Source organism: Shewanella fidelis ATCC BAA-318 (genome assembly GCF_000518605.1).
Lineage (GTDB): Bacteria > Pseudomonadota > Gammaproteobacteria > Enterobacterales > Shewanellaceae > Shewanella > Shewanella fidelis.
The window spans coordinates 227,972-251,835 of the sequence record NZ_JADX01000011.1 but is presented as its reverse complement, the minus strand read 5'-3'; the positions used below and the strand labels follow the sequence as shown (position 1 = coordinate 251,835).

21 protein-coding genes are annotated in these 23,864 nt (G+C 44.6%); 11 read left to right on the top strand and 10 right to left on the bottom strand.

The features are described from left to right. Window positions 1-25: 25 nt before the first annotated feature. From L884_RS0107095 to L884_RS0107080, 4 genes are all read left to right on the top strand, one after another. On the top strand, window positions 26-568 hold the full coding sequence (locus tag L884_RS0107095; RefSeq protein WP_028766842.1) for a hypothetical protein: 543 nt from the start codon (window positions 26-28) through the stop codon (window positions 566-568). A 13-nt stretch (window positions 569-581) separates the two neighbouring features. Further along, window positions 582-1,565 carry a COX15/CtaA family protein gene (locus L884_RS0107090; RefSeq protein WP_028766841.1) on the top strand — a complete coding sequence of 328 codons (984 nt, stop codon included), beginning with the start codon at window positions 582-584 and terminating at the stop codon, window positions 1,563-1,565. 66 nt (window positions 1,566-1,631) lie between these two features. After that, the gene (gene cyoE / locus L884_RS0107085; protein WP_028766840.1) at window positions 1,632-2,531 is read left to right on the top strand and encodes a heme o synthase; all 900 of its coding nucleotides are present in this window, start codon (window positions 1,632-1,634) and stop codon (window positions 2,529-2,531) included. A 66-nt stretch (window positions 2,532-2,597) separates the two neighbouring features. Further along, window positions 2,598-3,224, top strand: coding sequence for an SCO family protein (locus L884_RS0107080; RefSeq protein ID WP_028766839.1), 627 nt, complete (start codon window positions 2,598-2,600; stop codon window positions 3,222-3,224). Window positions 3,225-3,284: 60 nt separating this feature from the next. Here L884_RS0107080 and L884_RS0107075 read toward each other — a convergent pair whose 3' ends face one another. Further along, window positions 3,285-4,331: a polysaccharide deacetylase family protein gene (locus L884_RS0107075; protein WP_028766838.1), complete on the bottom strand. Its 1,047-nt coding sequence runs from the start codon at window positions 4,329-4,331 to the stop codon at window positions 3,285-3,287. A gap of 18 nt (window positions 4,332-4,349) precedes the next feature. Between L884_RS0107075 and L884_RS0107070 the strand changes: the two genes are divergently transcribed. After that, on the top strand, window positions 4,350-5,687 hold the full coding sequence (locus L884_RS0107070; protein WP_028766837.1) for an MATE family efflux transporter: 1,338 nt from the start codon (window positions 4,350-4,352) through the stop codon (window positions 5,685-5,687). Window positions 5,688-5,895: 208 nt separating this feature from the next. Here the strand turns inward: L884_RS0107070 and nfuA are convergent, their stop codons facing one another. After that, window positions 5,896-6,474: a Fe-S biogenesis protein NfuA gene (nfuA, locus tag L884_RS0107065; protein ID WP_028766836.1), complete on the bottom strand. Its 579-nt coding sequence runs from the start codon at window positions 6,472-6,474 to the stop codon at window positions 5,896-5,898. Between the two features lie 210 nt (window positions 6,475-6,684). On the opposite strand from nfuA, the gene L884_RS0107060 reads away from it, so the two are divergent. Then, entirely contained in the window at window positions 6,685-9,225 is a 2,541-nt protein-coding gene (locus tag L884_RS0107060) for a M14 family zinc carboxypeptidase (RefSeq protein WP_028766835.1), read from the top strand. Here the strand turns inward: L884_RS0107060 and L884_RS0107055 are convergent. Beyond that, the gene (locus tag L884_RS0107055) at window positions 9,222-9,905 is read right to left on the bottom strand and encodes a ComF family protein (RefSeq protein ID WP_156925665.1); all 684 of its coding nucleotides are present in this window, start codon (window positions 9,903-9,905) and stop codon (window positions 9,222-9,224) included. The genes L884_RS0107060 and L884_RS0107055 overlap by 4 nt on opposite strands. 81 nt (window positions 9,906-9,986) lie before the next feature. On the opposite strand from L884_RS0107055, the gene bioH reads away from it, so the two are divergent. Together bioH and L884_RS0107045 are read left to right on the top strand one after the other, a co-directional pair. Further along, the gene (bioH, locus tag L884_RS0107050) at window positions 9,987-10,772 is read left to right on the top strand and encodes a pimeloyl-ACP methyl ester esterase BioH (RefSeq protein WP_028766833.1); all 786 of its coding nucleotides are present in this window, start codon (window positions 9,987-9,989) and stop codon (window positions 10,770-10,772) included. A 108-nt stretch (window positions 10,773-10,880) separates the two neighbouring features. After that, the gene (locus L884_RS0107045) at window positions 10,881-11,384 is read left to right on the top strand and encodes a hypothetical protein (protein ID WP_028766832.1); all 504 of its coding nucleotides are present in this window, start codon (window positions 10,881-10,883) and stop codon (window positions 11,382-11,384) included. A 43-nt stretch (window positions 11,385-11,427) separates the two neighbouring features. Here the strand turns inward: L884_RS0107045 and L884_RS0107040 are convergent, their stop codons facing one another. Continuing rightward, window positions 11,428-13,770, bottom strand: coding sequence for a Tex family protein (locus tag L884_RS0107040; RefSeq protein ID WP_028766831.1), 2,343 nt, complete (start codon window positions 13,768-13,770; stop codon window positions 11,428-11,430). Window positions 13,771-13,945: 175 nt separating this feature from the next. Next, a complete protein-coding gene (gene greB, locus L884_RS0107035; protein ID WP_028766830.1) occupies window positions 13,946-14,425 on the bottom strand; it encodes a transcription elongation factor GreB in 480 nt (159 codons plus the stop codon). A 400-nt stretch (window positions 14,426-14,825) separates the two neighbouring features. Here greB and ompR point away from each other — a divergent pair, with 400 nt between their 5' ends. The 3 genes from ompR to L884_RS0107020 all read left to right on the top strand — a co-directional run bounded on the left by ompR (window position 14,826) and on the right by L884_RS0107020 (window position 18,926). After that, the gene (gene ompR, locus L884_RS0107030; protein ID WP_028766829.1) at window positions 14,826-15,551 is read left to right on the top strand and encodes an osmolarity response regulator transcription factor OmpR; all 726 of its coding nucleotides are present in this window, start codon (window positions 14,826-14,828) and stop codon (window positions 15,549-15,551) included. 18 nt (window positions 15,552-15,569) lie between these two features. Further along, complete coding sequence (gene envZ / locus L884_RS0107025) at window positions 15,570-16,892, top strand: two-component system sensor histidine kinase EnvZ (protein ID WP_037410511.1); 1,323 nt, start codon at window positions 15,570-15,572, stop codon at window positions 16,890-16,892. A gap of 84 nt (window positions 16,893-16,976) precedes the next feature. Then, complete coding sequence (locus L884_RS0107020; protein WP_028766827.1) at window positions 16,977-18,926, top strand: methyl-accepting chemotaxis protein; 1,950 nt, start codon at window positions 16,977-16,979, stop codon at window positions 18,924-18,926. A gap of 232 nt (window positions 18,927-19,158) precedes the next feature. Here the strand turns inward: L884_RS0107020 and L884_RS0107015 are convergent, their stop codons facing one another. From L884_RS0107015 to caiD, 5 genes are all read right to left on the bottom strand, one after another. Continuing rightward, window positions 19,159-20,058 carry a LysR substrate-binding domain-containing protein gene (locus tag L884_RS0107015; protein WP_028766826.1) on the bottom strand — a complete coding sequence of 300 codons (900 nt, stop codon included), beginning with the start codon at window positions 20,056-20,058 and terminating at the stop codon, window positions 19,159-19,161. Between the two features lie 190 nt (window positions 20,059-20,248). Next, window positions 20,249-21,250 carry an alpha/beta hydrolase gene (locus L884_RS0107010; protein WP_245603084.1) on the bottom strand — a complete coding sequence of 334 codons (1,002 nt, stop codon included), beginning with the start codon at window positions 21,248-21,250 and terminating at the stop codon, window positions 20,249-20,251. Between the two features lie 105 nt (window positions 21,251-21,355). Further along, on the bottom strand, window positions 21,356-21,955 hold the full coding sequence (gene caiE / locus L884_RS0107005; RefSeq protein ID WP_028766824.1) for a carnitine operon protein CaiE: 600 nt from the start codon (window positions 21,953-21,955) through the stop codon (window positions 21,356-21,358). Between the two features lie 140 nt (window positions 21,956-22,095). Next, window positions 22,096-22,947 (bottom strand): MaoC/PaaZ C-terminal domain-containing protein, encoded by an 852-nt coding sequence (locus tag L884_RS0107000; RefSeq protein WP_028766823.1) that lies wholly within the window; start codon window positions 22,945-22,947, stop codon window positions 22,096-22,098. A gap of 92 nt (window positions 22,948-23,039) precedes the next feature. Continuing rightward, a complete protein-coding gene (gene caiD, locus L884_RS0106995; RefSeq protein WP_028766822.1) occupies window positions 23,040-23,825 on the bottom strand; it encodes a crotonobetainyl-CoA hydratase in 786 nt (261 codons plus the stop codon). Between the last annotated feature and the right edge of the window lie 39 nt (window positions 23,826-23,864).

The following is a 23,864-nucleotide window of genomic DNA, read 5'->3' as shown; positions in this document are numbered from 1 at the left end:
ATCCAAACAAGCAAGAGGAGCGGCAATGAACTCCCTACAAAGCAAAGGTAGAAAAAACCTGATCCTATTATTACTGGCATTTCTGCTACCAGTAATCGCTGCAAAATTAGTGCTTAGCTTTAATTTATATAATGGCGGGGTCACCAATAAAGGTCAGCTTTTAAATAGCCTCAGCTACACAACACTGGCCATGGCTAACCCTAAACCCCAAGAGTGGCAATTGGTGTATCAGCTTCCACAGCATTGTGATGCCACCTGTGAAGACAGGCTCTATATTTTGCAACAGAGTCATATTGCACTGGGTCGAAATCAAGATCGAGTTCACCCGATTGTTATGGTCAGTCAGCAAAGCGATGTTGCTGCCTTAGCCAATTTTGACTTTATCACTGCCACACCGTCGGCAGCGCTAAGTCAGCAACTTAACATGCAACAATTAGTGATTGTAGATCCCCTTGGTAGCCTTGTAATGAGCTATCCACAAACACATGATCATCAAGCGCAAATTATGCAAGGCAAAGCCTTAGTCGCTGATCTACGTAAACTGCTCAAGCTATCGCGAATAGGATAAGGAACACCTATTTATGCAGATAAATACCTTACTTAAAATCACCTTAGTCTTTACCTTATGCGTTATCTTAATGGGTGCCTATACGCGACTAGCAGATGCTGGACTTGGCTGCCCTGATTGGCCAGGCTGTTATGGCATGTTAAAAGTTCCCACTGCGGCACATGAACTAAATCAAGTTCAGCAAAGCTTTCCCGGTCATACCGTGGAAGCCGATAAAGCTTGGCTGGAGATGATCCACCGCTACATTGCCGGCACGCTCGGTTTGCTCGTGTTACTTATCTTAGTGCTTTGCCTCAAATCTCGTGATACCCCAAAAAAACTGCCGATATTTATTGCTGCGCTAATTATTTTCCAAGCCGCTTTAGGCATGTGGACGGTCACAATGAAATTGATGCCGATAATTGTGATGGCGCACCTATTAGGCGGCTTTGCACTATTTTCATTGTTATTACTGCTGTATTTACGTAATAAGCCACTTCGCATTCCCGGCGGCGATCCTCAAGCGCGTAAGCTCGCAGGATTGGCTGCTATTTGTATCTGTGTATTGCTATTGCAAATCATGTTAGGTGGCTGGACATCATCAAATTATGCCGCTCTAGCTTGTACAGCTTTACCTATTTGTGAAGGTAACTGGGTCGACAACCTCAGTTTTGCCGCTGCTTTTTCTCCCTTTCAAGGAGAACACGCCAGTTTCGAATTTGGCGTATTAGATTATTCAGCTCGAATGACCATTCATGTTGCTCACCGCATCGGTGCCATCGTTACCAGTGTCATGCTGTTATATCTCGCTTTCAAACTAATACGCACCGCAAATTCAAGCATTATGCGCAATGCTGCTTGGCTGCTTGTGCTTTTGGTCATACTGCAAGTCGCACTGGGGATCAGTAATGTTGTGATGCATTTACCGCTTGGTATTGCGGTATCCCATAACGGTGGTGCTGCTTTGCTGCTGCTGACTTTAGTATTTATTAACTACGCCTTGTGGCGTAAAGCATAAAGGGCAGAGCAATGACAATAACTAACGCCCAATTCTACGCGCAAAAAATGATGAGAGGTTTCAACTATGGCTAAACCAATCGCACTGTCTCAAACCGCTACAAGCTCTGGGTTTCAATGGCGCGCCTATTATGAAATGACTAAACCTAAAGTCGTTGCACTAATGTTGCTCACGGTTTTGGTCGGTATGTGTTTAGCCTTACCCGGTGCGGTACCGGTAACACCGCTTATTGCTGGTATGCTGGGGATCGGTATGATGGCAGGCTCTGCTGCCGCATTTAATCATCTAATAGATCGCCGCATCGATGGCTTAATGGCGCGTACTTACAACCGTCCACTGCCCAAAGGCCGGGTTTCGATAGTAAAAGCATTAACCTTTGCTTTTGCGCTTGGGATCTTAGGTTTTATCATTCTATACGCCTTAGTTAACCCACTCACCGCTTGGCTAACATTTGCCAGTTTAATTGGTTACGCGGTGATCTATACCGCTTACCTAAAACGCGCAACACCACAAAATATTGTGGTCGGCGGCCTAGCTGGTGCAATGCCCCCTTTACTAGGTTGGACGGCAGTTACAGGCGAGTTTCATGGCAACGCGCTACTGTTAGTCATCATTATTTTTGCTTGGACTCCACCGCACTTCTGGGCTCTAGCCATTCACCGTAAAACTGAGTATGCCAAGGTAGACATCCCTATGTTGCCAGTAACCCACGGTGTTGAATTCACTAAAACCTGTATTTTCCTCTATACCATTTTACTCGCTATTGCCTGCTTACTGCCGGTATTAGTCGGTATGTCTGGTCCGGTTTATTTAGTCGGCTCGACGCTATTAAGCGCCGCTTTTATTTATAAAGCATGGCAGCTTAAATTCCATGAAAAACCAGGCTTAGCTATGAACGTGTTTAAGTTCTCTATCTACCAACTAATGTTGCTATTTATGCTGCTATTAGTTGATCACTATCTTTAATCGGCACACGGCTGCTATGAGTTTAATCTTAGCTGGAATACAGGTTCATATAACAGAGGATGACAGATGAAATTCACTTGGATAATCGCAGCTATCCTACTCGTAGCAGCAGGCGCTTACGCCAGTATACAACTCAAACAACAACCATTAGCGCTACAAACCAGTTTTGAGTATCCAGCGCCTATTCCGCTGGCCCCGTTTAGTCTCATAGATCAACAAGGTAACCGTTTCAGTAATGAAGATTTAAAAGGAAAATGGAGCCTAATTTTTATCGGCTATACATCCTGCCCCGATGTATGTCCCACGACTATGGGTAAACTAACTTCAGCTTACACAAGCCTAAACCAAGAGTCTGATCTGCAGGTCATTTTCATGTCAGTTGATCCTGAGCGGGATAGCACTGCCAAATTAGACAGCTATATGAACTTCTTTAACCCTGAGTTTATCGCACTGACCGGAGAACATAAGCAACTGTTTCCTGTCACCCGTAGTTTGGGCTTTGTGTATGCCATGGTTGGCGAAGGACCAGATTACCAAGTAGATCATAGCGCTTCATTTGCTTTAGTGTCCCCTCAAGGTGAGAAGATCGCCATCATCAAACCTAAATCGCATAAGACAGGTCAACTACCACAAATAAAGAACAGTGAACTGATCCATGACGTTAACGCTATCATCGGCAAATATTCTGGTTAAAGCTTGCGACTAAAAAAAGCGCCTGAGGCGCTTTTTAGTCATTGTTTTATAGCATTTATATTATTCTGCTATCCATTGTCCGTTAGCTTTAGGCCGCACCCACGGCTGAGAAAACCAGTAATAACTACCTTTAGTTTTGCTCGGCGCGGTACAGTTATAACGTGAGCGTCCGGCAGGCAAATCTAGCTCAGCCTGAATACTAAATTGATTGTCACTAAGCCAGTTTGGTTTTTTAGCACCTTGACCTTGAATAAAGCACATTAGCTGTGAGGCGTTGATATCACTCATGTCTAAGGTCACTTTAATCTCTGGTCGCCACTCACCTTGTGCCAATTGTGGATTGCTATTAGTTTGGGCAATCACTGGCATATTCAAGCTGTGTAATTTCACTTTTAGGCTATTAAGATCAGCATACACACCGGCTACAGGAAACCGAGGTAGCGCCGTCAGTGGTGAGTACGGGCCTGCTGCACCCGACTGCTGGCCAAAGGCAACAAAACCATGTTTTGCAAGCATAGCTTCAATTTGCTGATTGTACTCACCATATGGATAAGCCAACATCTTCAAGTTTTGGCCTGTGGCTTTAGCGATCTCAGCTTCTGTACGTAAGATATTATCTTCGATTCGCGCTAACCATTGCGCCTCAGTTTCATTGCCTTCTTTGCGGATTAGATGTTCATGATTCCAGCTATGATTGGCAATTTCAGCGCCTTCATTTGATAAGGTCACTAACTGCTGCCAACTCATCATCTCTCCATAAGCCTTTTGAATTGGTTGCACCGAGACAAAAAGGGTGTAGGGAAAATTATATTGCTTTAAAATAGGGTGAGCAGTATTTGCGATACTGCGGTATCCATCATCAAACGTAATCGCGATTGTCTTCTGTGGCAGTGTCTTCTTTGCCTTAATAGACTCCACAACAGTTGAAAGTGGTACAACATTAAAGTTGTTATCCGCAAGGTACTGCATCTGCTCTTTAAACTGAGCAGGCGTCACGCTTGTTATTGCAGGCGTGCTATCCGAAACATGATGATATTGAAGGATCACCGCTGCGTGAGCCGAAAAACCTGTCAGCGCTAACAGCGCTAGCAACACGTTTTTAACCATAAATATTAGACCTCTAAAATGATTGCCTTATTGTTAAACCCACAAAAAAATCGTCAGTTACTCGCCCTCGCGCTACCGATGATTTTATCGAATATCACGGTACCGTTATTGGGGCTGGTTGACACTGCCGTCGTTGGACACCTTAGTAACGCTTATTATTTAGGCGGCGTGGCAGTTGGGTCAACGATTATAACCTTAATTTTGTGGTTGCTTGGATTTTTACGCATGGCAACCACCGGATTAGTCGCACAGGCCTATGGCGCTAACGACACGCAGCAACAATTTAAGCTATTAATCCAAGCAGCGAGTTTAGCATTAATGTTCGGTATTGCCGCGATTGCGCTGCAATTACCGATTTTAAACTTAGCCATGGCTATGTCTGATGCCAGCCTGGAAGTTGAACGTTATTGCCGTGAGTATTTCCAAGTCAGGATCTGGTCAACTCCCTTTGCCTTAATGAATTTGGTGATGCTTGGCTGGCTACTCGGTCGTCAGCAGCCCAAAGCAGCAATGTGGCAACTGATTATTGCTAACCTAGTTAATATTGTGCTCGATGTACTATTTGTACTGGTCTTAGGCTGGGGTGTTAAAGGCGCAGGCTTAGCCTCTGTTTTTGCTGATATCGCAGGCTTTTTAGTCGCGTTAACTATGGTACGCAGCCAACTAAATAAGCTAGGTGGTTTTAAGTTATTTACCTTAGTTAAACAGCTCTCATTGCAAAGCTACACCAAGTTAATCAGCCTAAATGCCGACATTTTTGTGCGTAGTCTATGCCTGCAATTATCGTTCGCCTTTATGACGTTCTACGGCGCTGGGCTTGGTGACAATACTGTCGCAGCCAATGCGGTATTGCTTAACTTGTTGATGTTAATTTCATACGCCCTCGATGGCATCGCCTATTATGCAGAAGCGGAAGTAGGCCGCGCTTATGGCCAAAGAAACAGCCAGCTAATGCAAGATTCAGTTACGCTTGCGTGGGCTTGGTCAGCGATTGCCGCCCTTGGATTCACCCTATTCTTTGCGATTGGGGGCTCACAAATCATAGCCATGCTCACCAGTATTAGTGAGGTTCAAGCCGTTGCCGAAGAGTACCTAATCTGGGTGATATTTATTCCATTACTTGCTTTTGGCTCATATCTATTTGATGGCGTATATATTGGTGCAGCTAAAGGTAAAGTGATGCGTAACAGCATGATTTTATCGACCTTCGGCGTGTTCTTCCCTGTATGGTATTTGCTGTCAGAGCAAGGCAACCTCGCCCTATGGGCAGCGATGAGCTGCTTTATGTTGGCTCGTAGCGCATCATTATCTTTGCACTACTGGTTTAGATTAAGGCTGACGCTTAATACCAATTAGTATAAGAAGTTGATCTACTCAGAGCGGTTTTGGCAATCTAATTCAAGGCGAATAACTGAAAGAATGGTTGCTCCCTTGTGAAGTTATTCAACGCAGAAGTAGGCAGCCAAAAACGCTCCAGAATGGCGATTAAATCTTTACACTCATTGGTATAACCCAAAAAAAACGCGACTCTAGGTCGCGTTTTTATTTGACTCAATCAAGCCAATTACTGGTAAGAGTGCTCACCATGTTGGTGCTCAGTCACGTCTTTAACGCCTGTTAGCTCACCAGGGAACATCTCTAATAGTTGCTTTTCGATACCATCTTTTAGGGTAACATCAACCATAGAACAACCGTTACAACCACCACCAAACTGCAGCACTGCAACACCATCTTCAGAGATCTCAACTAACATGATGTTACCACCATGACTTGCTAGTTGTGGGTTGATTTCAGACTGGATCACATACTCAATGCGCTCTGCTAGTGAAGCATCATCAGACACTTTACGCATTTTAGCATTAGGTGCTTTTAGGGTTAGCTGAGAACCGAGTTGATCAGTTACAAAGTCGATTGTCGCTTCTTCAAGGAAAGGAGCGCTCTTTTCGTCAACCATGGCACTAAAACCATTGAATTCTAATTCTGTGTCATCTGCTTCTACTGCATCTGGTGGGCAGTAAGACACGCCACACTCAGCTTGCGCAGTGCCAGGGCTGATAACAAATACTCGAATATGAGTTCCTTCAGGCTGATCTGATAACAATTTAACAAAATGCGCCTGAGCTGCTTCGGAAATGGTAATCATGAAAACATGCTCCGTCAGGGGTAAACCTGAGTGTTTTAGTAAGAATTAACCCTATAATACTCTTACTCAGCACTGCTTTGTAGCCCCTTAGGCTCACAGATCAATAATAAATCCCAAACTGATCACAGTTTTTTATCTTAACCTAGAGTGGTTTTGTCGCCGCTGAGCTGTTAATTTAACAACAATATTATAAATATAACGAAATATTCCATGCTTAGAATTGGTCTTGCTTTTTTATGCGCTTTTTTGATCTTGCCAGCTTTTTTCGCTGCAGCAAGTAAGACTCGGCTAACCGATAACCCTCTTTATGGCGTCACAACGACCAGCCCAGAAGCCTTTTTAGGATATCCACTCGGGGAGCGCCTTTTACGTCATGATCAAATCAATTATTACCTGAAACAAATCGCCAGCGAAAACCCTAGAGTATCACTTGAACAGACTGGTCAAAGCCACGAAGCGAGGCAACAATTAACCGCTGTTATCACCTCACGAAATAACCAAGCTAAGCTGGATCAGATCTTGGCGCAGCGTCAGCAAATTAAATATCAAGGCAAGCAACAAGGGCCTATGGTGATCTGGTTAGCCTATTCGATTCATGGTGATGAAAGTAGTGGTGCCCACAGCGCTATAAAACTCAGCCATAGGTTAGCCACCAGCGAAGAAAAATGGGTTAAAGAGTTACTCGATAACGCAGTAGTACTGATCACGCCAACCCAGAATCCAGATGGTTTTGACCGCTTCTCAACATGGACTAATGGCTACGCTGGCAAAATTCCTGTTAGCGATCCAAATCATAAAGAACATAAACAAGGCTGGCCAAGTGGCCGGAGTAATCACTATCTAGCAGATCTAAACCGTGATTGGCTGTTCTTACGCCACCCAGCATCCCAAGGCCGAGTGGCGCTTTTTCATCGCTGGCAGCCGCATTATGTTGGCGATTTTCACGAAATGGGCCATAATCAAACCTATTTCTTTCAGCCCGGTGTGCCTGAGCGTACTCATCCATTAACCTCGAGTGAAAATCAAAAGATCACCGCTAAACTGGCAGCTTATCATCAAGCCGAACTGGATAATAAAAAGCAACGCTACTTTAGCCGCCAGCTATTTGATGACTTCTTCTATGGTAAAGGCTCAACCTACCCTGATATAAATGGCGCAGTGGGCGTACTGTTTGAGCAAGCTAGCGCTCGCGGTCAACAACAAGACTCTGTCAACGGCCTAGTGACATTTCAAGAAGCTATCGATAACCAATACGCGACGTCGATTTCTAGTCTTAAAGGTGCGCTAGCATTGAAGTCTGAACTCGAAGCATATCAAGCAAATTTCTTCAAAAATAAACATCAACAAGCAGCGAAAAAGCAACCTCGCCAAGCAGGGCTTCTGGTCAGTGCCAATCACGACAGCGGCCGCATTAAAGCGCTAACCTCGCTGTTAACACAACACAAAATCGCCTACTACTACCTCACCCACACGCTCTCGCAAGGTGGGCTTGATTTTGAGGTAAACAATAGTATTTTCATTCCTAACAAGCAGGCACAATCATCGCTGCTGAAGGCGATGTTTGATAATAGAACCGATTTTATCGACCCTACCTTTTATGATATTTCCACTTGGAACCTAGAACATGCTTTTGGACTAACCCTAAGACGTAACGTCAAACTAGAGCTAAGCGTGTTAAGTCAAACTCAACCGACATTTGCCAACGAAAAACTGAATGATAGCGCGGTTGCTATATTGATTGACTGGCGACAAAGCCAAGCTACCCCATTACTACAGCAGTTACTTGATCGCGACATACTGGTTAAGTTTGCCGCTAAGCCATTTAGCATGCAGCTCAACAACAAAGATGTAGACTTTGTTGCCGGTAGCTTACAGATCCCATTAAAACAAGATAACTACCAAGCAAACGAGCTTGGCAATATAGTGAGTCAATTGGCAAGCGAGCACAAAGTGAAGCTCGTGGCGGTGAATACCAGCGCGGCAAGTAGCGGTATTGATCTCGGTAGCCCTGACTTTGAACTAATTAAACCGATCCGGCCGCTGCTCATTGGCGGTAAAGGCACTTCAACATCTGAGGTTGGTCAGCTTTGGTACTATCTCGATAACGTGCTAGGTGTTGCCACGACACTCGTTGATATCAACCAACTCCCATCAATCAACCTCAGCGATTACAGTCATGTGTTATTAGCCGATGGCCGTTACCAGACCTTAGATGAGCGTTTCGCTCGTAAACTCGGACAGTTTGCCAATGACGGTGGCGTGATTATCGCCCAAAAAGGCGCGCTAAACTGGCTAGACAAGTCGAACTTACTCAAGGCCAGTTTGCGTAGTGATCGCTTTTACAAACAATTATTTGATGCTGATGGACTGACTTTTGACGAGCGTTCAGCGTTTAAAGCAAAACAAGCCATAGGCGGTGCAATCGTAGAGTTAAAGCTAGATCCAACACATCCAATCAACTTTGGTCTCAATGGTGACAGGCTACCTATATTGAAAAACAAAGTCCTTGGCTTTGCCCAAAACGCTTCACCTTTTAGCATTGCAGCTAAGTATGCCTCGCAGCCATTATTAAGCGGTTATTTAGCGCAAGAGTACCAAAGTAGTTTTAGCAACTCGCCAGCGATTATTGTCGAATCACGCAACAAGGGCGCTATTGTAGCCTTAGCTGACAACCTATTGTTTAGAAATATCTGGTTAGGCAGTGAAAAACTCTATGCTAACGCGCTGTATTTTATTCCGGCGTTAAATTAGCCACAACCTGGTGCTTCGGCGCGAGCCAAGCACCACACTTGTACTTGAATATGCGCCGATGCAAACAGCTTAGCAATCTCATTAACGGTCGCGCCAGTGGTAACAACATCATCAACCAACGCCACTCGTTGCACGTTTATCTCCGTTGATAACTCAAATGCATTGTGCAAATTTTTGCGACGCCTTTTTCCTGATAATCCGGCCTGTGGCTCTGTCGCTCTTGTACGGTACAAGCAATCGTCTAGTAGTGGGATATTGAGTTTGCTAGATAATGCTTTGGCAATTAGCCATGCTTGATTAAAGCCGCGCTGCTGCAATCTTTGCTTATGCAACGGCACTGCAATCAAAGCTTGGGGTAACACCAAACACTCTTTGCTGACCAAGTCGTTTATTCGCACAATCAAAGCATCAACAAGCACATCAATCACGGCAAACTGAGTTTGATATTTTATCTGCCCAACCCAATGACCTAACCCCTGATGATAGCTACACGGGGCCACAACTTTTAGCTTATTACTCAACATGCACTTACCACAAAAAGCCATAGCTAATTGCAAGCTGCGCCCGCAGCCCAAACAAATATCGCCTTGATAAATAGACGCCTGCAAACAAACCGCACAAATACCGCGATTATCAGAACAGATATGTTGATGGCACATCAAACAGCGATTGGGTAACATAGCCGCCAGCCATCTATGCCAAGGTATTTTGTTAATAGGTGAAATCCTTTTCAACTCATTAGTTAACTTAGCGAGATCGATATGAATCTACAGCAGCTACACATTGAATCAATTGGCCAAGGGCCTGATCTCGTCTTGCTCCATGGTTGGGGAGTGAACAGCGCAGTGTTCTCTCCTTTAACAACTGCCTTAGCTGAGTATAGAGTGCACTTTGTCGATCTGCCGGGTTTTGGTTATAGCCAAGCTGTTGATGGCAACATTCACAACTGGCTAGCAGCCATTATGGAGCAAGTTCCAACCAAGGCAATTTGGACTGGCTGGTCGCTAGGTGGTTTAGTCGCAATGTTAGCAGCTGTGCACTACCCTGAGCGAGTGAGTGCACTGTGCACCATCGCCTCATCACCTTGCTTTATGGCTCGTGAAGACTGGCCGGGGATCCCCGCCGATGTGCTTGGGCAATTTGCCAGCCAATTAACTGAAGATCTCGATAAAACCGTAGAACGCTTTTTAGCGATCCAAGCAATGGGAAGCCAAACAGCAAAAGCTGACATAAAACACTTACGCGAGTTAGTACTCGCTCGCCCACGGGCGCAAGCAAACGCGCTAGCGCAAGGTTTAGACATGTTAGAAACCGTAGATTTACGCAGCCAAATTACCGAGATTAAACAACCGTGGTTAAGGGTTTGGGGAAAACTAGATGGTTTAGTTCCCCGTCGCGTGATTAAGGCTATGCCGCAACTTGAACACAGCCAAGACTTGTTAATGGCAAAAGCGTCACACGCACCGTTTATTAGCCATACTAGCGAATTTATCCAAGGTTATCTGCAATGGCTAACTACTCAAGCTAAAAGCGTCAACGCCAGCTAAGCTGAGCGATATTCAGCAGTAAAACAGCCACTAATACTTTATTCTCACACCCAAATTGATTAATATTTAAACACAAATAGCCATCACCAATAAAGGTGGATCAATAAAATGTTAGTGGTTACCAACTATCCTAATGTGCCGATTGCAACAACCAATGCTGCAACCGATTCTGCACGCACGGATAGCCAACAACGACCACCTATCATCCCACCTCAGCAAGCCACTAAAGGCCATGAAGAGCGCGCCTTTAATCCGCAACATGAGCGCACCGCTGAGCACACACAAACCCAAGCCAAATTACGCGAGTCGGTGCAACAGAAGCAGCAAGGTCAATCTCAACAAGAACAATCAGGGCAAGAGTCTAGCCAAGAGAAGCAAAAACAACAGCAGGCACTTAATTTAAAGCAGCTATTAAGCCAGCGTGCACCATTAAAGCGTAGCGATATAAAAATCGTTGGTCAGCCAAGTAGCACTCAGGATAAATCTGAAAGCCAGCACCCGATGCCGAACGAAACATTACAGTTCTACCAAGCCTTTGGCGCCCGCATACAAGCCTTTTATCTGCAGCGCACTGAGCCAAATAGTCAACCCGAACTGCTGATCACAGCATAAAAAAACCGACAATGAATGTCGGTTTTTTTATCGATAAATTGACTTATTTTTTCAACTTAGCGAACGCATCTGCAAATGCGTTGCCCATAGCAGCGTTAGCTGGCTGCTTAGGCTTATGGCTCTTTTGCTGCGGTCGCTGGTTAGTGCCTTTTGCATGTTGATTAGATTTATTATGACTTGGACGAGCTGCGGTTTTCACCGCTTCACCGGCTTTATCATCTAAGCGCATAGTTAAACCAATACGGCGGCGCTCTGCATCCACTTCCATGACTTTAACTTTAACGATATCGCCTGCCTTAACGATTTTATGCGGATCATCAATAAACTTGTCGGTCATTGAGGAAATATGCACTAAACCATCTTGATGCACACCAACGTCAACAAAGGCGCCAAAATTAGTCACATTAGTCACTACGCCTTCTAGGATCATATCTAGCTTAAGATCCTTAATCTCTTCAACGCCTTCTTTAAAGCTAGCAGTTTTAAACTCACCACGAGGATCGCGTCCCGGCTTATCAAGTTCAGCCAAAATATCGGTTACCGTTGGCAAACCAAATTCACGAGTGATGAAGTCGTTAGCATCGAGTGCTTTTAGTAACTCTGAGTTACCAATAATTTCAGCAACCGACACACCTTTAGCATTAGCAATCGATTCAACCAACGCATAAGCCTCAGGATGAACAGCAGAGCTATCTAATGGATTATCACCACCTGCAATACGCAAGAAGCCCGCAGCCTGCTCGTAAGCTTTAGGGCCTAAGCGAGCCACTTTCAGCAGCGCTTTACGATTATTAAAACGACCTTGTTCGTCACGATGAGCGACAATGTTACGTGCTAGGGTTTTGTTCAGTCCCGCGACTTGTGCCAGTAGCGCAGCCGATGCCATGTTCACATCCACACCCACACCGTTTACGCAGTCTTCAACCACTGCTTCTAGTGAGCTTGATAGTTGGCTTTGGCTTACATCATGTTGATACTGACCCACACCAATAGCTTTAGGCTCAATCTTCACCAGTTCTGCCAGTGGATCTTGCAAGCGGCGCGCAATCGACACTGCGCCACGGATCGATACATCAATATCTGGGAACTCTTCAGAGGCAAGCTCTGAAGCTGAGTAAACTGACGCACCTGCTTCACTAACCATAATTTTAGTCAGCTTTGGCAGCTCAGCTTTAACTTGGCTAATAAGATCCGCTGCCAGCTTGTCAGTTTCTCGGGATGCAGTGCCGTTACCAATAGCAATTAGCTCAACCTTATGCATTTTTGCTAGATTGGCTAAGGTTCTAACAGACTTATCCCACTGATTTTGCGGTGCATGAGGGAAAATAGTCGTGTGCGCCATTAACTTACCGGTATCGTTCACGATAGCTACTTTAACCCCAGTTCTTAAGCCAGGATCTAAGCCCATCGTTGCTTTAGCGCCTGCTGGGGCGGCCATTAGCAAGTCACCTAAATTACGTGCAAAAACCTTAATCGCTTCTTGCTCCGCAGTTTCACGCATACGCCCAAGGAACTCAGTTTCCATCTGCAGGGCAATTTTGACTTTCCAAGTTGCTGCAACCACCGTCTTTAGCCATGTATCGACATTGCTATCGGTTAAGGCGAGTTTAAAGTGGTCAATAATAATCACTTCACAGTAGCTCGCTTGTTTCGCATCTTGATGAGGATCTGCATTGATACTCAGGCTTAACATGCCTTCATTGCGGCCACGCAACATGGCCAATGCACGGTGCGAAGGCACTTTTACCAGCTTTTCAGTGTGTTCAAAATAGTCTCTAAATTTTGCGCCTTCTTTTTCTTTGCCCTTTACCATGCGGCTTTCAAGTACTGCATTTTGCTCGACTTGAGTACGGATTTTTTGCAGCAGTTCGGCGTCTTCAGCAAAGCGTTCCATCAAAATAAAACGCGCACCATCCAGTACCGCTTTGCTATCGGCAAAGCCTGCTGCAGCATTGATATACTCCGCAGCGGCCGTTTCACAATGAGCTTGGCGGTTTGCCAATAACCAATCCGCTAACGGCTCAATACCCGCTTCTATGGCGATTAGGCCTTTTGTGCGGCGCTTAGGCTTATAAGGTAAGTACAGATCTTCTAGGCGGGTTTTACTATCAGCAGCATTAATGGCTGCTCTCAGCTCAGGCGTCAATTTACTTTGAGCTTCAATGCTCGACAGAATCACATTACGGCGCTCATTTAGGTCGCGTAAATAGCTAAGACGACTGCTCAAAGTACGCAATTGCGCATCATCTAGGCCACCTGTGGCCTCTTTACGGTAGCGAGCAATAAAAGGTACTGTCGCACCATCATCGAGTAATGAAATCGTATCGGTAACTTGTTGCTGACGAACATTAAGTTCTGTCGCGATGAGCTGTGCAATATTTTGCATAAATAGAGGTCGAGCCTAGTTGATAAAGAGGAATTTGCCAAAGATACCACAGCACATGGCTTTGGTTAATGCTAATACTAAGACAATTATGCTATTTGCGCCGCTAAATAGCGGCGCCAATGTCACTGCCTTGGCAGCGTTGCTTAAAACCCTGATAAGAGATACGTTGGCATCGTTACTCAAACCCTTGATAAGAGATACGGTTGATATACCAAACTTGTTCGCCTGCTGGAGTCTTAATCACCGCTTCGTCGTCCACTTGCTTTTTCAGTAGACCACGCGCCATAGGTGAGTCAATTGAGATGTAATCTTTACGGCCGAATATCTCATCATAACCGACAATTTTAAACTGTAACTGCTCACCATTATCGTTTTCAATTTCCACCCAAGCACCAAAAAACACCTTACCTTCTTGTGCTGGCGAGTAGTCAACGACTTGAACGTTTTCGAGGGTTTTACGCAAATATCTAACTCTACGGTCGATTTCTCGCAATTTACGCTTATTAAAAGTGTAGTCAGCGTTCTCGCTTCTATCGCCTAAACTAGCAGCCCAGCTGACTATTTTAGTAATTTCAGGTCTGTGTTCACGCCAAAGGTAGTTGAGTTCTTTTTGCAGTTTTTCGAAACCTTCACGGGTAACGATAGCGGTTCTCATAGCGGCTACTTTCTCAATAAGGGTTACAGGAATTATCGGCATTCTAACCGAGACAGCAAGCCTAACTCTAGCCTATTAGCTGCCTATAGGCGACTGGCCACAATAATTGAGACAAGACACTGCTAATCATAGCTTAATTAGTAATATCGCCTCAATAATCGACAAAATCGCTATTTTGTTACAATTTTGCAAGCAAGCATGCTGCATAAAAAGCATTATAATTCATAACATTAAAACTATAGCATCCATTTATTCATGCTTAATTAGTGAACTAATTAAAATCTCACTAGTCATTTAATTGCCAAAGACGCTATATTAAGCAAGCACATAAGATTAATAACAAAGAAGCTAGGTAAGCGATAGTTAATCCGCATATCAATAGCGATAAGGGACCACAAGCATGGGACAAGAAACCTCAAAAATCCTCGTTGTCGACGATGACATGAGATTACGCGCATTATTAGAACGCTACTTGATGGAGCAAGGTTATCAAGTACGTAGCGCAGCCAATGCTGAACAGATGGACCGCCTATTAGAACGCGAGAACTTTCACTTACTGGTATTAGATCTGATGTTACCCGGCGAAGATGGCTTGTCTATTTGCCGTCGGTTACGCCAAGCTGGCAATCCAATTCCTATTGTGATGCTTACAGCCAAAGGTGATGAAGTAGATAGAATTATTGGTTTAGAGCTAGGCGCCGATGACTATTTGCCAAAGCCATTTAATCCACGAGAATTGTTAGCTCGGATTAAAGCCGTTATGCGTCGTCAGACTCCTGAAGTACCCGGTGCGCCAACTCAACAAGAAGAAGAGATCACCTTTGGTGAATTTTCATTAAACCTTGCTACTCGCGAGATGCATCATGGCGAAGAAAGTATTGCACTAACCAGTGGTGAATTTGCAGTACTGAAAGTATTGGTCAGTCACCCACGTGAGCCATTATCACGCGACAAACTGATGAACCTTGCTCGCGGCCGTGACTACTCAGCTTTAGAGCGCTCGATTGATGTGCAGGTGTCGCGCTTACGTCGACTGATCGAGAAAGATGCTGCGAATCCTCGCTATATCCAAACCGTATGGGGGCTTGGTTACGTGTTCGTGCCTGATGGTCAGTCACGTAAATAGTCTTATAAGCCGGTAACCGTGTCGTTAAACAGACGATGGTGGCAGCGTCTTCTGCCACGTAGCTCATTTAGCCAAACAGTCATGCTGATTGGCTGCTTACTGCTGACTAATCAGCTGGTTTCTTATATCTCTGTTGCGGTTTATTTCATTAAACCTAGCTATCAACAGATCAACCAACTCATCGCGCGCCAGGTTAAATTGCTATTTGTCGATGGCGTAGATATTGGCCGCGAGCACCTGACCATGGTTGATGCTCTCAATGCAAAAGTGCGTGACGACACCATGCATTTTTATAATCAAAAGCAAGCTCGTGAAGCTGGTATTGATCGCGCCACCTACTACAGTTTTTTGTCGTCTCAGATGTCTGAATATTTAGGCGGTCAAGCTGAGGTTCGTATTGCGCAAGGCGAGGAGTTTGAGATTTGGATCCGTCCGCCACAAGCGCCGTCTATTTGGATTAAAGTACCGTTAACTGGCCTAAATGAGAAAAATCTATCACCACTCACCCTCTATTTAATGGTGATTGGCGCGTTAAGTGTCGCAGGCGGTTGGTGGTTTGCTCGCCAACAAAATCGGCCTCTACGTCGATTGCAGAAAGCTGCAATTGCGGTGTCCCGCGGTGATTACCCTAAACCACTACCTTTAAGTGGCTCAACTGAGATTGTTGAGGTAACCAATACCTTCAATCAAATGTCTCATAGCATGAAACAACTCGAGCAAGATCGCGCCCTGTTGATGGCCGGGATCTCCCACGATCTGCGCACTCCGCTCACTCGGATCCGTTTAGCCTCAGAGATGATGGTTGAAGAAGATCAATACCTTAAAGATGGCATCGTCAATGATATCGAAGATATGGATGCCATTATTAATCAATTTATCTCGTATATTCGCCAAGACCAAGAAGGTAGCCGCGAACTAGCACAAATTAATGATCTCATTAAAGATGTGATTCAAGCAGAATCAAACCGCGAAGGCACAATTGACTCCGAGCTAAGCCAATGTCCTGCCATCCTGATGCAAGATATTGCCATTAAGCGCGTGTTGAGTAATCTGGTTGAGAACGCCTTCCGCTACGGGCAAGGCTGGGTAAAGATCAGCTCACAATTCAATGGTCAGTTTGTTGGTTTTAGCGTCGAAGACAATGGCCCGGGGATAAAAGAAGAGCAAATTCCAAAACTATTTCAGCCATTCACACAAGGTGATACTGCTAGAGGTAGCGTAGGTTCAGGCTTAGGTTTAGCTATCATTAAACGTATTATTGATAGGCATCAGGGTAAGGTTATTCTCACTAATCGCAACGAAGGTGGCCTGCATGCTCAAGTCTGGCTGCCAATTGAATAATGATTATAATTCACTGTTTCCTGTAATTTTTTTGTAACTCAAATGCCATATTCTAACGCCAAATAAAAACGACTGGCGTGCAATATGAAAATCTCCACTCTCTCTTTATCAGCCTCAGCACTGCTGTTATTCATTGCAGCATCACTTGCAGCTGTTGTCTTTTGGAGTACAGATAAACGTCAGTCTATTGAGCAGCAAACGCTACAATTACAGCAAATCCAAACCCAATTTTTAGTCGAGGTAAGACGTGATCTCGACAGTTATTTATCCAATGGTGATGCCGGTCAACTAGAACGTGCCAAACTCAATTTAATTGATATTCAGAATAAAATTGCCCAGCAGCAAGATTTAGATATTGCCGAACTGCAAACCACAATCGCGAACTTTATCGGCGACTTAGATAAAGATTATCGTGCAGCAGGCAAATTAGCAGGTAACCCACGGCAACTATTAGCTCACGCCGAGTCAGAGATGATAGATAACAATCGCCGCCTTGCTGAATATGCATTTCAAGGCCAGAGTGAGCAACCTTATCTAGCCGAACTATATTTAGCGCTCACCTCGCAACTACCACCGATTATTTATGAGCTTTCTCAAGTCACAGAAGGCTACTTAATTAGCAAAGAACAACGACTCAAATCTATTTTAGCCAGCCTTATTGGAGAACTTGAAGCTTGGCACGATAAACTTGATGCACTGGTGTTGATTGGCATATATGAAACCATTGAAGCCGATGAATTTGCTCTAGGTGATGATGAAGAAGAGCGTATTGAAGTCGGCGAAAACTATCGCAATGAACTACTCAGTTTAAGCAAACGCTATAACAAAGAGGTTGCCAATACTCACGCTCTTTTAATCGAAAACCAGCGTACACAACAAGCGTTAATTGAAGATGTTGCGGTAATTGAACAGCAATTGCTTGAACTCGGAAAGCAACAAGCTGCTCAAAATCAGCTACTCAAACAAGAATTGATGCTCGCCATCTATACCATGGTATCGATATTAATTATTTTTGCCATTGGCTACTTAGTGTTGCAACAACGACGAGTGATTAAGCCCCTAAAACATCTTAATACGGCTTTTTTAAAGCTAAGTGAGTCTAATAGCCGAGAACGCTTGACCATCCAACGCCGCTGCGAAACCGGGCAAATAGCCGGTCACTTCAATCAATTGCTACAGCGTTTTGAACAAGAAGATGAACAACAAAGACAGCAAATAGCTCAAGTATCGCAGTCACTGTCACAACTAGTTGAGCGCATCAGCCGTATCTCAGCCAGTACCGAACAGACCCAAAGCATTGTACTTACAGCGCAAAGCCAAACTGAGCATATTCGTGCCCTTGCAAAAGATGTTAGCCAAACAACAGAGCAAGTGGAAAAAACAGCTCAACAAACCATGGTGCAAATGCAGCAGAGCCAACAGGAGTCTCAGGCCGTACTCGATGCCACCGCAGAAACCCAAACTGCAGTGGAGCATTGCCATCAGTCACTAGCAAGTCTAACGACATCAGTTAGCGATGTATCACAAATAATTGATGTTATTGGTAATATTGCCGAGCAAACCAACTTACTTGCGCTTAATGCTGCAATTGAAGCTGCTCGAGCTGGCGAGCAAGGGCGTGGTTTTGCTGTAGTAGCCGAAGAGGTACGAAATCTATCTCAGCGCACACAGGTTTCACTTACTGAGATTATGCAAATCTTGAATCAACTGACCCAAGCGAATAATGATCTTGAGCAACGAGTACAAGGTATTGAAACCGCCACCCAAGCACAAAAGTCTCGCGCACAAAGCCTATGGCAAGTCGCGCAAAGTGTGCAAACACAAGCGAGTGAAATGGTACATACCGCTCAACAAGGTGCCAGCAGTACGCTTGAGCAAGTCACCCATTTAGATGACTTTGTCAGTGCAATGCAAAGCCTGAAAGAGCACGCTCAAGCATCGTCGTCTCAAAGTGACGTAATCGCTAAAGAGGTGCAACAAAGCGTAGAGAATATTGAAATAAGCTTGGGGATAAATAGTATTAAGTCAGCGTAAAGCCAGTGATACTAATCAGTATAAGAAAGGAGCTACATAGCTCCTTTTATCATTATCAGCAAATAGCTCTGCAATATCATGGTTAACCATACTATCTTTAATCCACTGAATGACTGAATCCTCGATAGTTTTTGCTTTGTTGAACTATTCGATTCGCTTGGTCATACGTTCAGTCACTATAAATTGGTAATTGAATTCCCGATAATCACAAACCACCATCCAATAGGTACTTTTAATTATCTAGCATAGTAGTCGCCGCGTACTCTTTTATAATCCACTCAACAATCTTCATAATACGGGCGTCTCTTTTTCTCGAAGACTTATATGCAATTGAATATGTCCATCCAGTGTAGCAATGCGGTAAATCTAACTTGATCAGGTTCCCAGAGTCGACTTCAACTTGTAATGTTTGCTCTAACCCAAGAACAATACCTTGCCCAAAAATAGCCGCCTGAACAGCTAACATATTATGGTTATAAATAAACTTCCGCTGTAAAGGGCCTACGCCCACTTTATTAAATCTAAACCACCCTTCCCAATCCACACCGTAGTCTTTATGTTTAGAATAAAGCAATGTTTGCTCATGGAAAGTTTCCAATGACACATTAGGATGTTTATCTAGGTAGTCTGGACTGCAATATGCTACGAGTTTTTCTTCAACTAATGGAATAATGGTATAACCATCTTGGCACTCACGAGTTATGATAAAAATATCCGCAAGCATGTCACTCATTTCTACATCATCTTGAAACATGCCCACATTGATGTTGAATTCTGGATGCAACTTTCTAAATTCAGCCATCTTTGGCACTAACCAGCGGGCTGCTAACGAGTTATAAGAGTGAACCCGAACCTCATTTGACATGTCAGGTACTAGGCTGGCGCAAACACTATTTAAGTCATAAAAAACAGGTGCTAACCTTTGACGCAGCTCAAGCCCAGATTCTGTTAACGTTATCTTTCCTGCATTACGGTGAAACAACTTTTCTAAGAAGTAATCCTCAAGCAACTTTATTTGTTGTGACACTGCGCTTTGAGTTATGCACAATTCATTCGCAGCAAGAGAGCAACTTTCTAATCTTGCACATGATTCGAAGACCTGTAATGCTCTTAATGGAATGTTATTATTCATAGTGTTATACGCAAAGTTTAAATATATGATTCGCCAGATTAGCACAGTGTTTTAAACTAAAAATGTAACTCTGAGCACATAAAAATAGGAATTACCTGCTGTTTATAAACTAGTTCATAATTATTCGAATAAGCTCACGAAACTGCCTATTTTGTGAGCATCAACTAACGTTGAATTACTTTGGTAATATTTAGATCTCTAGTAGATCTTGCTTAATTTCATCAAGAAACTCGTCAGCTTGATCAAACACACCTAACATTTTAATAAATCCGTGAATTACCCCTTCAAAACAATGATATTTCACTTTAACTCCAGCAGCTTTTAACTCTCGTGCGTAAAGAAAGCCGTCATCACATAAAGGATCGAATTCAGCGGTATAAATAAAAGTTGGCGGCAAATCTTTATGACTCTGTGCATTTAACGGAGAGCAATAGGGGTTTTGTGCATCAGCTTCACTGCGTAAATAATGCCCCCAGTAATACTTCATACTCGCCTGCTGCAATAGGTAACCTTCAGCGTGAGCAATGGACGATGGGGTCTGGCAACCATACTGCACTGCGGGGTAGACCAAAACCTGAAACGCTAATTGCGGCCCTTTTTCATCCCGTAACCTCAAGGTGACAGCCGCTGCAAGGTTTCCACCAGCACTGTCTCCCAAAATACCGATACGCTTTGGATCCAATCCCAGCAAGCTTGCATGCTCAAAGATCCATAATGTCGATGCATAGCAGTCATCCATTGGAATAGGGAACTTATGCTCAGGTGCCTTCTGGTAATTAATTGCTACCACAACAGAACCTGTGCGATTGGCAAGCGCACGACTAAAATGATCATTGGTCTCGATATTCGATACCACCCAACCACTACCATGAATAAAAATGATGGCAGGCTGCGGTTCATCATTAGCGCAGACTGTTGGACGATAAATTCGCACAGGAAGATCGGCTGTGGGGCCGGGAATAAAGCTATACTCAATCGCAGCAACGCTCTCAAGCACTCTATCTGCCCTGGCTTTAGTCAATTCATTCATATCGAGACGTCTTGATTCCGCCGGGGTCATATCTTCATAGGCCTTGGCACCGGATTCTCGTACTTGTTTTAAATACAGCGCGACTTTTGGATCTAACGGCATACCACTTTCCTTCTCTATCATCGCCCCTACGCGGGGACAACTGCTTAATATTGCAATCATGAAGTGTGCCGCCTGAGGCGCTAATCGGTTTAAGCGTTATCGGGATCGCATTCCCCCTAAACCTCGAGCCCCTATGACTCGCTCAGGCGGCATTGATTAATTGAATTATGCAGGCAGAGCCTTAGGTTGCACTTCAGTCACCCCTTTCAGCCTTGGCCTATTGGCTTTTGACCTAGTTAACGGCGTGACCAATTGCATTGTTTTTGCTGAACGCTGGGCTAAAATTTGATACTCCAGCGTATTGAGTCCTTTCCAGTGCAAATCCTGTTCGGTCACCTCACGCACCACTTTTGCGGGCTGGCCCATTAGCAGCTGTTTAGCCCCGCCTTGAAAGCCTGCTTTGACAAAACTCATGGCGGCGACAATGCTATCTTCACCAATGACCGCACCATCCATGACGACGGCATTCATCCCCACTAAAGCGTTACGCTTAATCACGCAGCCATGCAAAATCGCCCCATGACCAATATGGCCATCAGCCTCGACGACCGTATCCATGTCGCAGTAACCGTGCATGATGCAACCATCTTGAAGGTTACTCCCCCGCTGCAAGATCAAGCGGCCATAGTCACCACGCAATGAAGCATTGGGACCTATATACACTCCAGCTTCAACAATGACATCACCAATCAGTACTGCAGTTGGATGCACATAAGCAGTTGGATCGACCACGGGTACTAATCCTTCAAATTCATAGCAGGGCATAAACTGTTTCACTCTTCATAAATTCACACGGCTCTCTACTTAGCTGTTAGGTCTCTAACATTAAGACCTAACTGCTAAATACTGATGTAGTTAAGCTCTACACCTTTTCTAGACAGGAGGCAAAAGCCCCCTATACAGGCTTACTTCCACTCAACGAGACCAAAGTTTAGGTAGAAGGTATCGGGCTCCTTGGCATCCGCGACTCTAAAATGGACACAATTGTCGCTCCATTTCCAGATCTGAGTTTTGACTCTGCAGCCCGGATACAAGGATTTAGTCAGCCTAGTCTTAAAATGGGTAAGACGTTCAGGCTCACCGGGAAACATCGCCTGAATAACATGACGACAAGCCACGCCAGCGGTACTGACTCCATGTAGGTTTGGCTTAGGATGGCCAAACTCCTGCGCATATTCCCAATCCACATGTTGCGGATGATCATCGCCAGACAAACGGTAGATAAGTGCTTGGTTTAATGGAATGTCTTGCTCGATTTCAAAGTCAGGTTCACGGTCAGGGATTTCGACAATGTCTTGAGGCGCCTTGGGGCCGCCAAAACCACCGTCATATAAGGCGCAATCCCAGCTTTCGTTGGTAAACAGCTTAGTGCCCGCTTCATCGAAGGTTTCACCTATGTGTTGAGCCAAACAGCCTCTTCCCTCACCGCGATCAAACAGCCCTTTCAGCAGTACCTTAGTGGTCAACTTCCCTGGGTTAATCGGCAGCGGCTGATGGATATGCAGATCGAAGCCCCAATGCAAAGAGCCGCCCCAATTAAAGCCATAATCTATCGTCTTAGTCACCTCCGCATCGACGATTTGGGTTGCAGCAAAGATTGGCAATACTTTTAATTGCTTTTCATACACATAATCGAGATCGGTTTTACCGTCGCTTCCCGCGCCACAGCCCAGTGCAAACAGCATCACATCTCTAGCAGTATACTCATTAACGAATGGGCCATAGGTTTGCCCTTGCATCTCTAATTTCAACGCCATCTGTAAATCCTTCCATTACCGACAAACAATTAAAATAAAACCCGATATCTCATAGAAACATCAGGCTTTATCGAGCGTAAACAGCTTGAAACCTATCTACCTTTCCACACCGGATCGCGCTTTTCAGAGAAGGCTAATGGGCCCTCTAATGCGTCTTCAGAATGCAGAACTGATGGGTAATTCTTCAGGTCACCAGCACGAATATGGCGATAGCCCTCTTCCACTGAAAGCTCACTCGTTTCACGGTAGATCTCTTTGATCGCTGCAATCGCTAGTGGCGCACCTTGGGCAATCTGTTGTGCCAATTCACGGGCGCTCTCCATTAATTGCTCACTTTCAACCACACGATTTACCACGCCCCAGCGCAGTGCTTCTTCAGCGCCCATACCACGACCAGTCATCATCAATTCATTGACGATTGCAGGTGGTAACAATTTAGGAAGACGCAACATACCGCCACTATCAGGTACGATACCTAGCTTGGCTTCTGGCAGCGCAAAGCTGGCATTTTCAGAACAGACAATCATGTCGGCCGATAACGCTAGCTCAAATCCACCACCAAATGCGTAACCATTTACAGCTGCAATCACTGGCTTATCAAGATCAAAAATTTCGGTTAAGCCTGCAAATCCGCCAGGACCGAAATCCGCATCAGGAGCTTCGCCTTCTGCAGCCGCTTTTAAGTCCCAGCCTGCAGAGAAGAAGCGCTCACCGGCCCCCGTGATAATAGCCACTCGTAACTCAGGATCTTCACGGAACGCTAAGAAAACCTCACCCATTTCAAAACTTGTTTTTGCGTCAATTGCATTGGCCTTTGGTCTATCAAGAGTAATTTCTAAAATAGCGCCATTGCGGGTAACGTGTAATGATTCACTCATGCTAATACTCCAATATAGAGCCACTTCAGACTCATTTAT

Excerpts from the sequence above, each read along its gene's own strand:
- L884_RS0107095 (WP_028766842.1), top strand. The coding sequence starts at position 26 with ATGAACTCCCTACAAAGCAAAGGTAGAAAAAACCTGATCCTATTATTA.
- L884_RS0107090 (WP_028766841.1), top strand. The coding sequence starts at position 582 with ATGCAGATAAATACCTTACTTAAAATCACCTTAGTCTTTACCTTATGC.
- cyoE (WP_028766840.1), top strand. The coding sequence starts at position 1,632 with ATGGCTAAACCAATCGCACTGTCTCAAACCGCTACAAGCTCTGGGTTT.
- L884_RS0107080 (WP_028766839.1), top strand. The coding sequence starts at position 2,598 with ATGAAATTCACTTGGATAATCGCAGCTATCCTACTCGTAGCAGCAGGC.
- L884_RS0107075 (WP_028766838.1), bottom strand. The coding sequence starts at position 4,331 with ATGGTTAAAAACGTGTTGCTAGCGCTGTTAGCGCTGACAGGTTTTTCG.
- L884_RS0107070 (WP_028766837.1), top strand. The coding sequence starts at position 4,350 with ATGATTGCCTTATTGTTAAACCCACAAAAAAATCGTCAGTTACTCGCC.
- nfuA (WP_028766836.1), bottom strand. The coding sequence starts at position 6,474 with ATGATTACCATTTCCGAAGCAGCTCAGGCGCATTTTGTTAAATTGTTA.
- L884_RS0107060 (WP_028766835.1), top strand. The coding sequence starts at position 6,685 with ATGCTTAGAATTGGTCTTGCTTTTTTATGCGCTTTTTTGATCTTGCCA.
- L884_RS0107055 (WP_156925665.1), bottom strand. The coding sequence starts at position 9,905 with ATGTTACCCAATCGCTGTTTGATGTGCCATCAACATATCTGTTCTGAT.
- bioH (WP_028766833.1), top strand. The coding sequence starts at position 9,987 with ATGAATCTACAGCAGCTACACATTGAATCAATTGGCCAAGGGCCTGAT.
- L884_RS0107045 (WP_028766832.1), top strand. The coding sequence starts at position 10,881 with ATGTTAGTGGTTACCAACTATCCTAATGTGCCGATTGCAACAACCAAT.
- L884_RS0107040 (WP_028766831.1), bottom strand. The coding sequence starts at position 13,770 with ATGCAAAATATTGCACAGCTCATCGCGACAGAACTTAATGTTCGTCAG.
- greB (WP_028766830.1), bottom strand. The coding sequence starts at position 14,425 with ATGAGAACCGCTATCGTTACCCGTGAAGGTTTCGAAAAACTGCAAAAA.
- ompR (WP_028766829.1), top strand. The coding sequence starts at position 14,826 with ATGGGACAAGAAACCTCAAAAATCCTCGTTGTCGACGATGACATGAGA.
- L884_RS0107020 (WP_028766827.1), top strand. The coding sequence starts at position 16,977 with ATGAAAATCTCCACTCTCTCTTTATCAGCCTCAGCACTGCTGTTATTC.
- L884_RS0107015 (WP_028766826.1), bottom strand. The coding sequence starts at position 20,058 with ATGAATAATAACATTCCATTAAGAGCATTACAGGTCTTCGAATCATGT.
- L884_RS0107010 (WP_245603084.1), bottom strand. The coding sequence starts at position 21,250 with ATGATTGCAATATTAAGCAGTTGTCCCCGCGTAGGGGCGATGATAGAG.
- caiE (WP_028766824.1), bottom strand. The coding sequence starts at position 21,955 with ATGCCCTGCTATGAATTTGAAGGATTAGTACCCGTGGTCGATCCAACT.
- L884_RS0107000 (WP_028766823.1), bottom strand. The coding sequence starts at position 22,947 with ATGGCGTTGAAATTAGAGATGCAAGGGCAAACCTATGGCCCATTCGTT.
- caiD (WP_028766822.1), bottom strand. The coding sequence starts at position 23,825 with ATGAGTGAATCATTACACGTTACCCGCAATGGCGCTATTTTAGAAATT.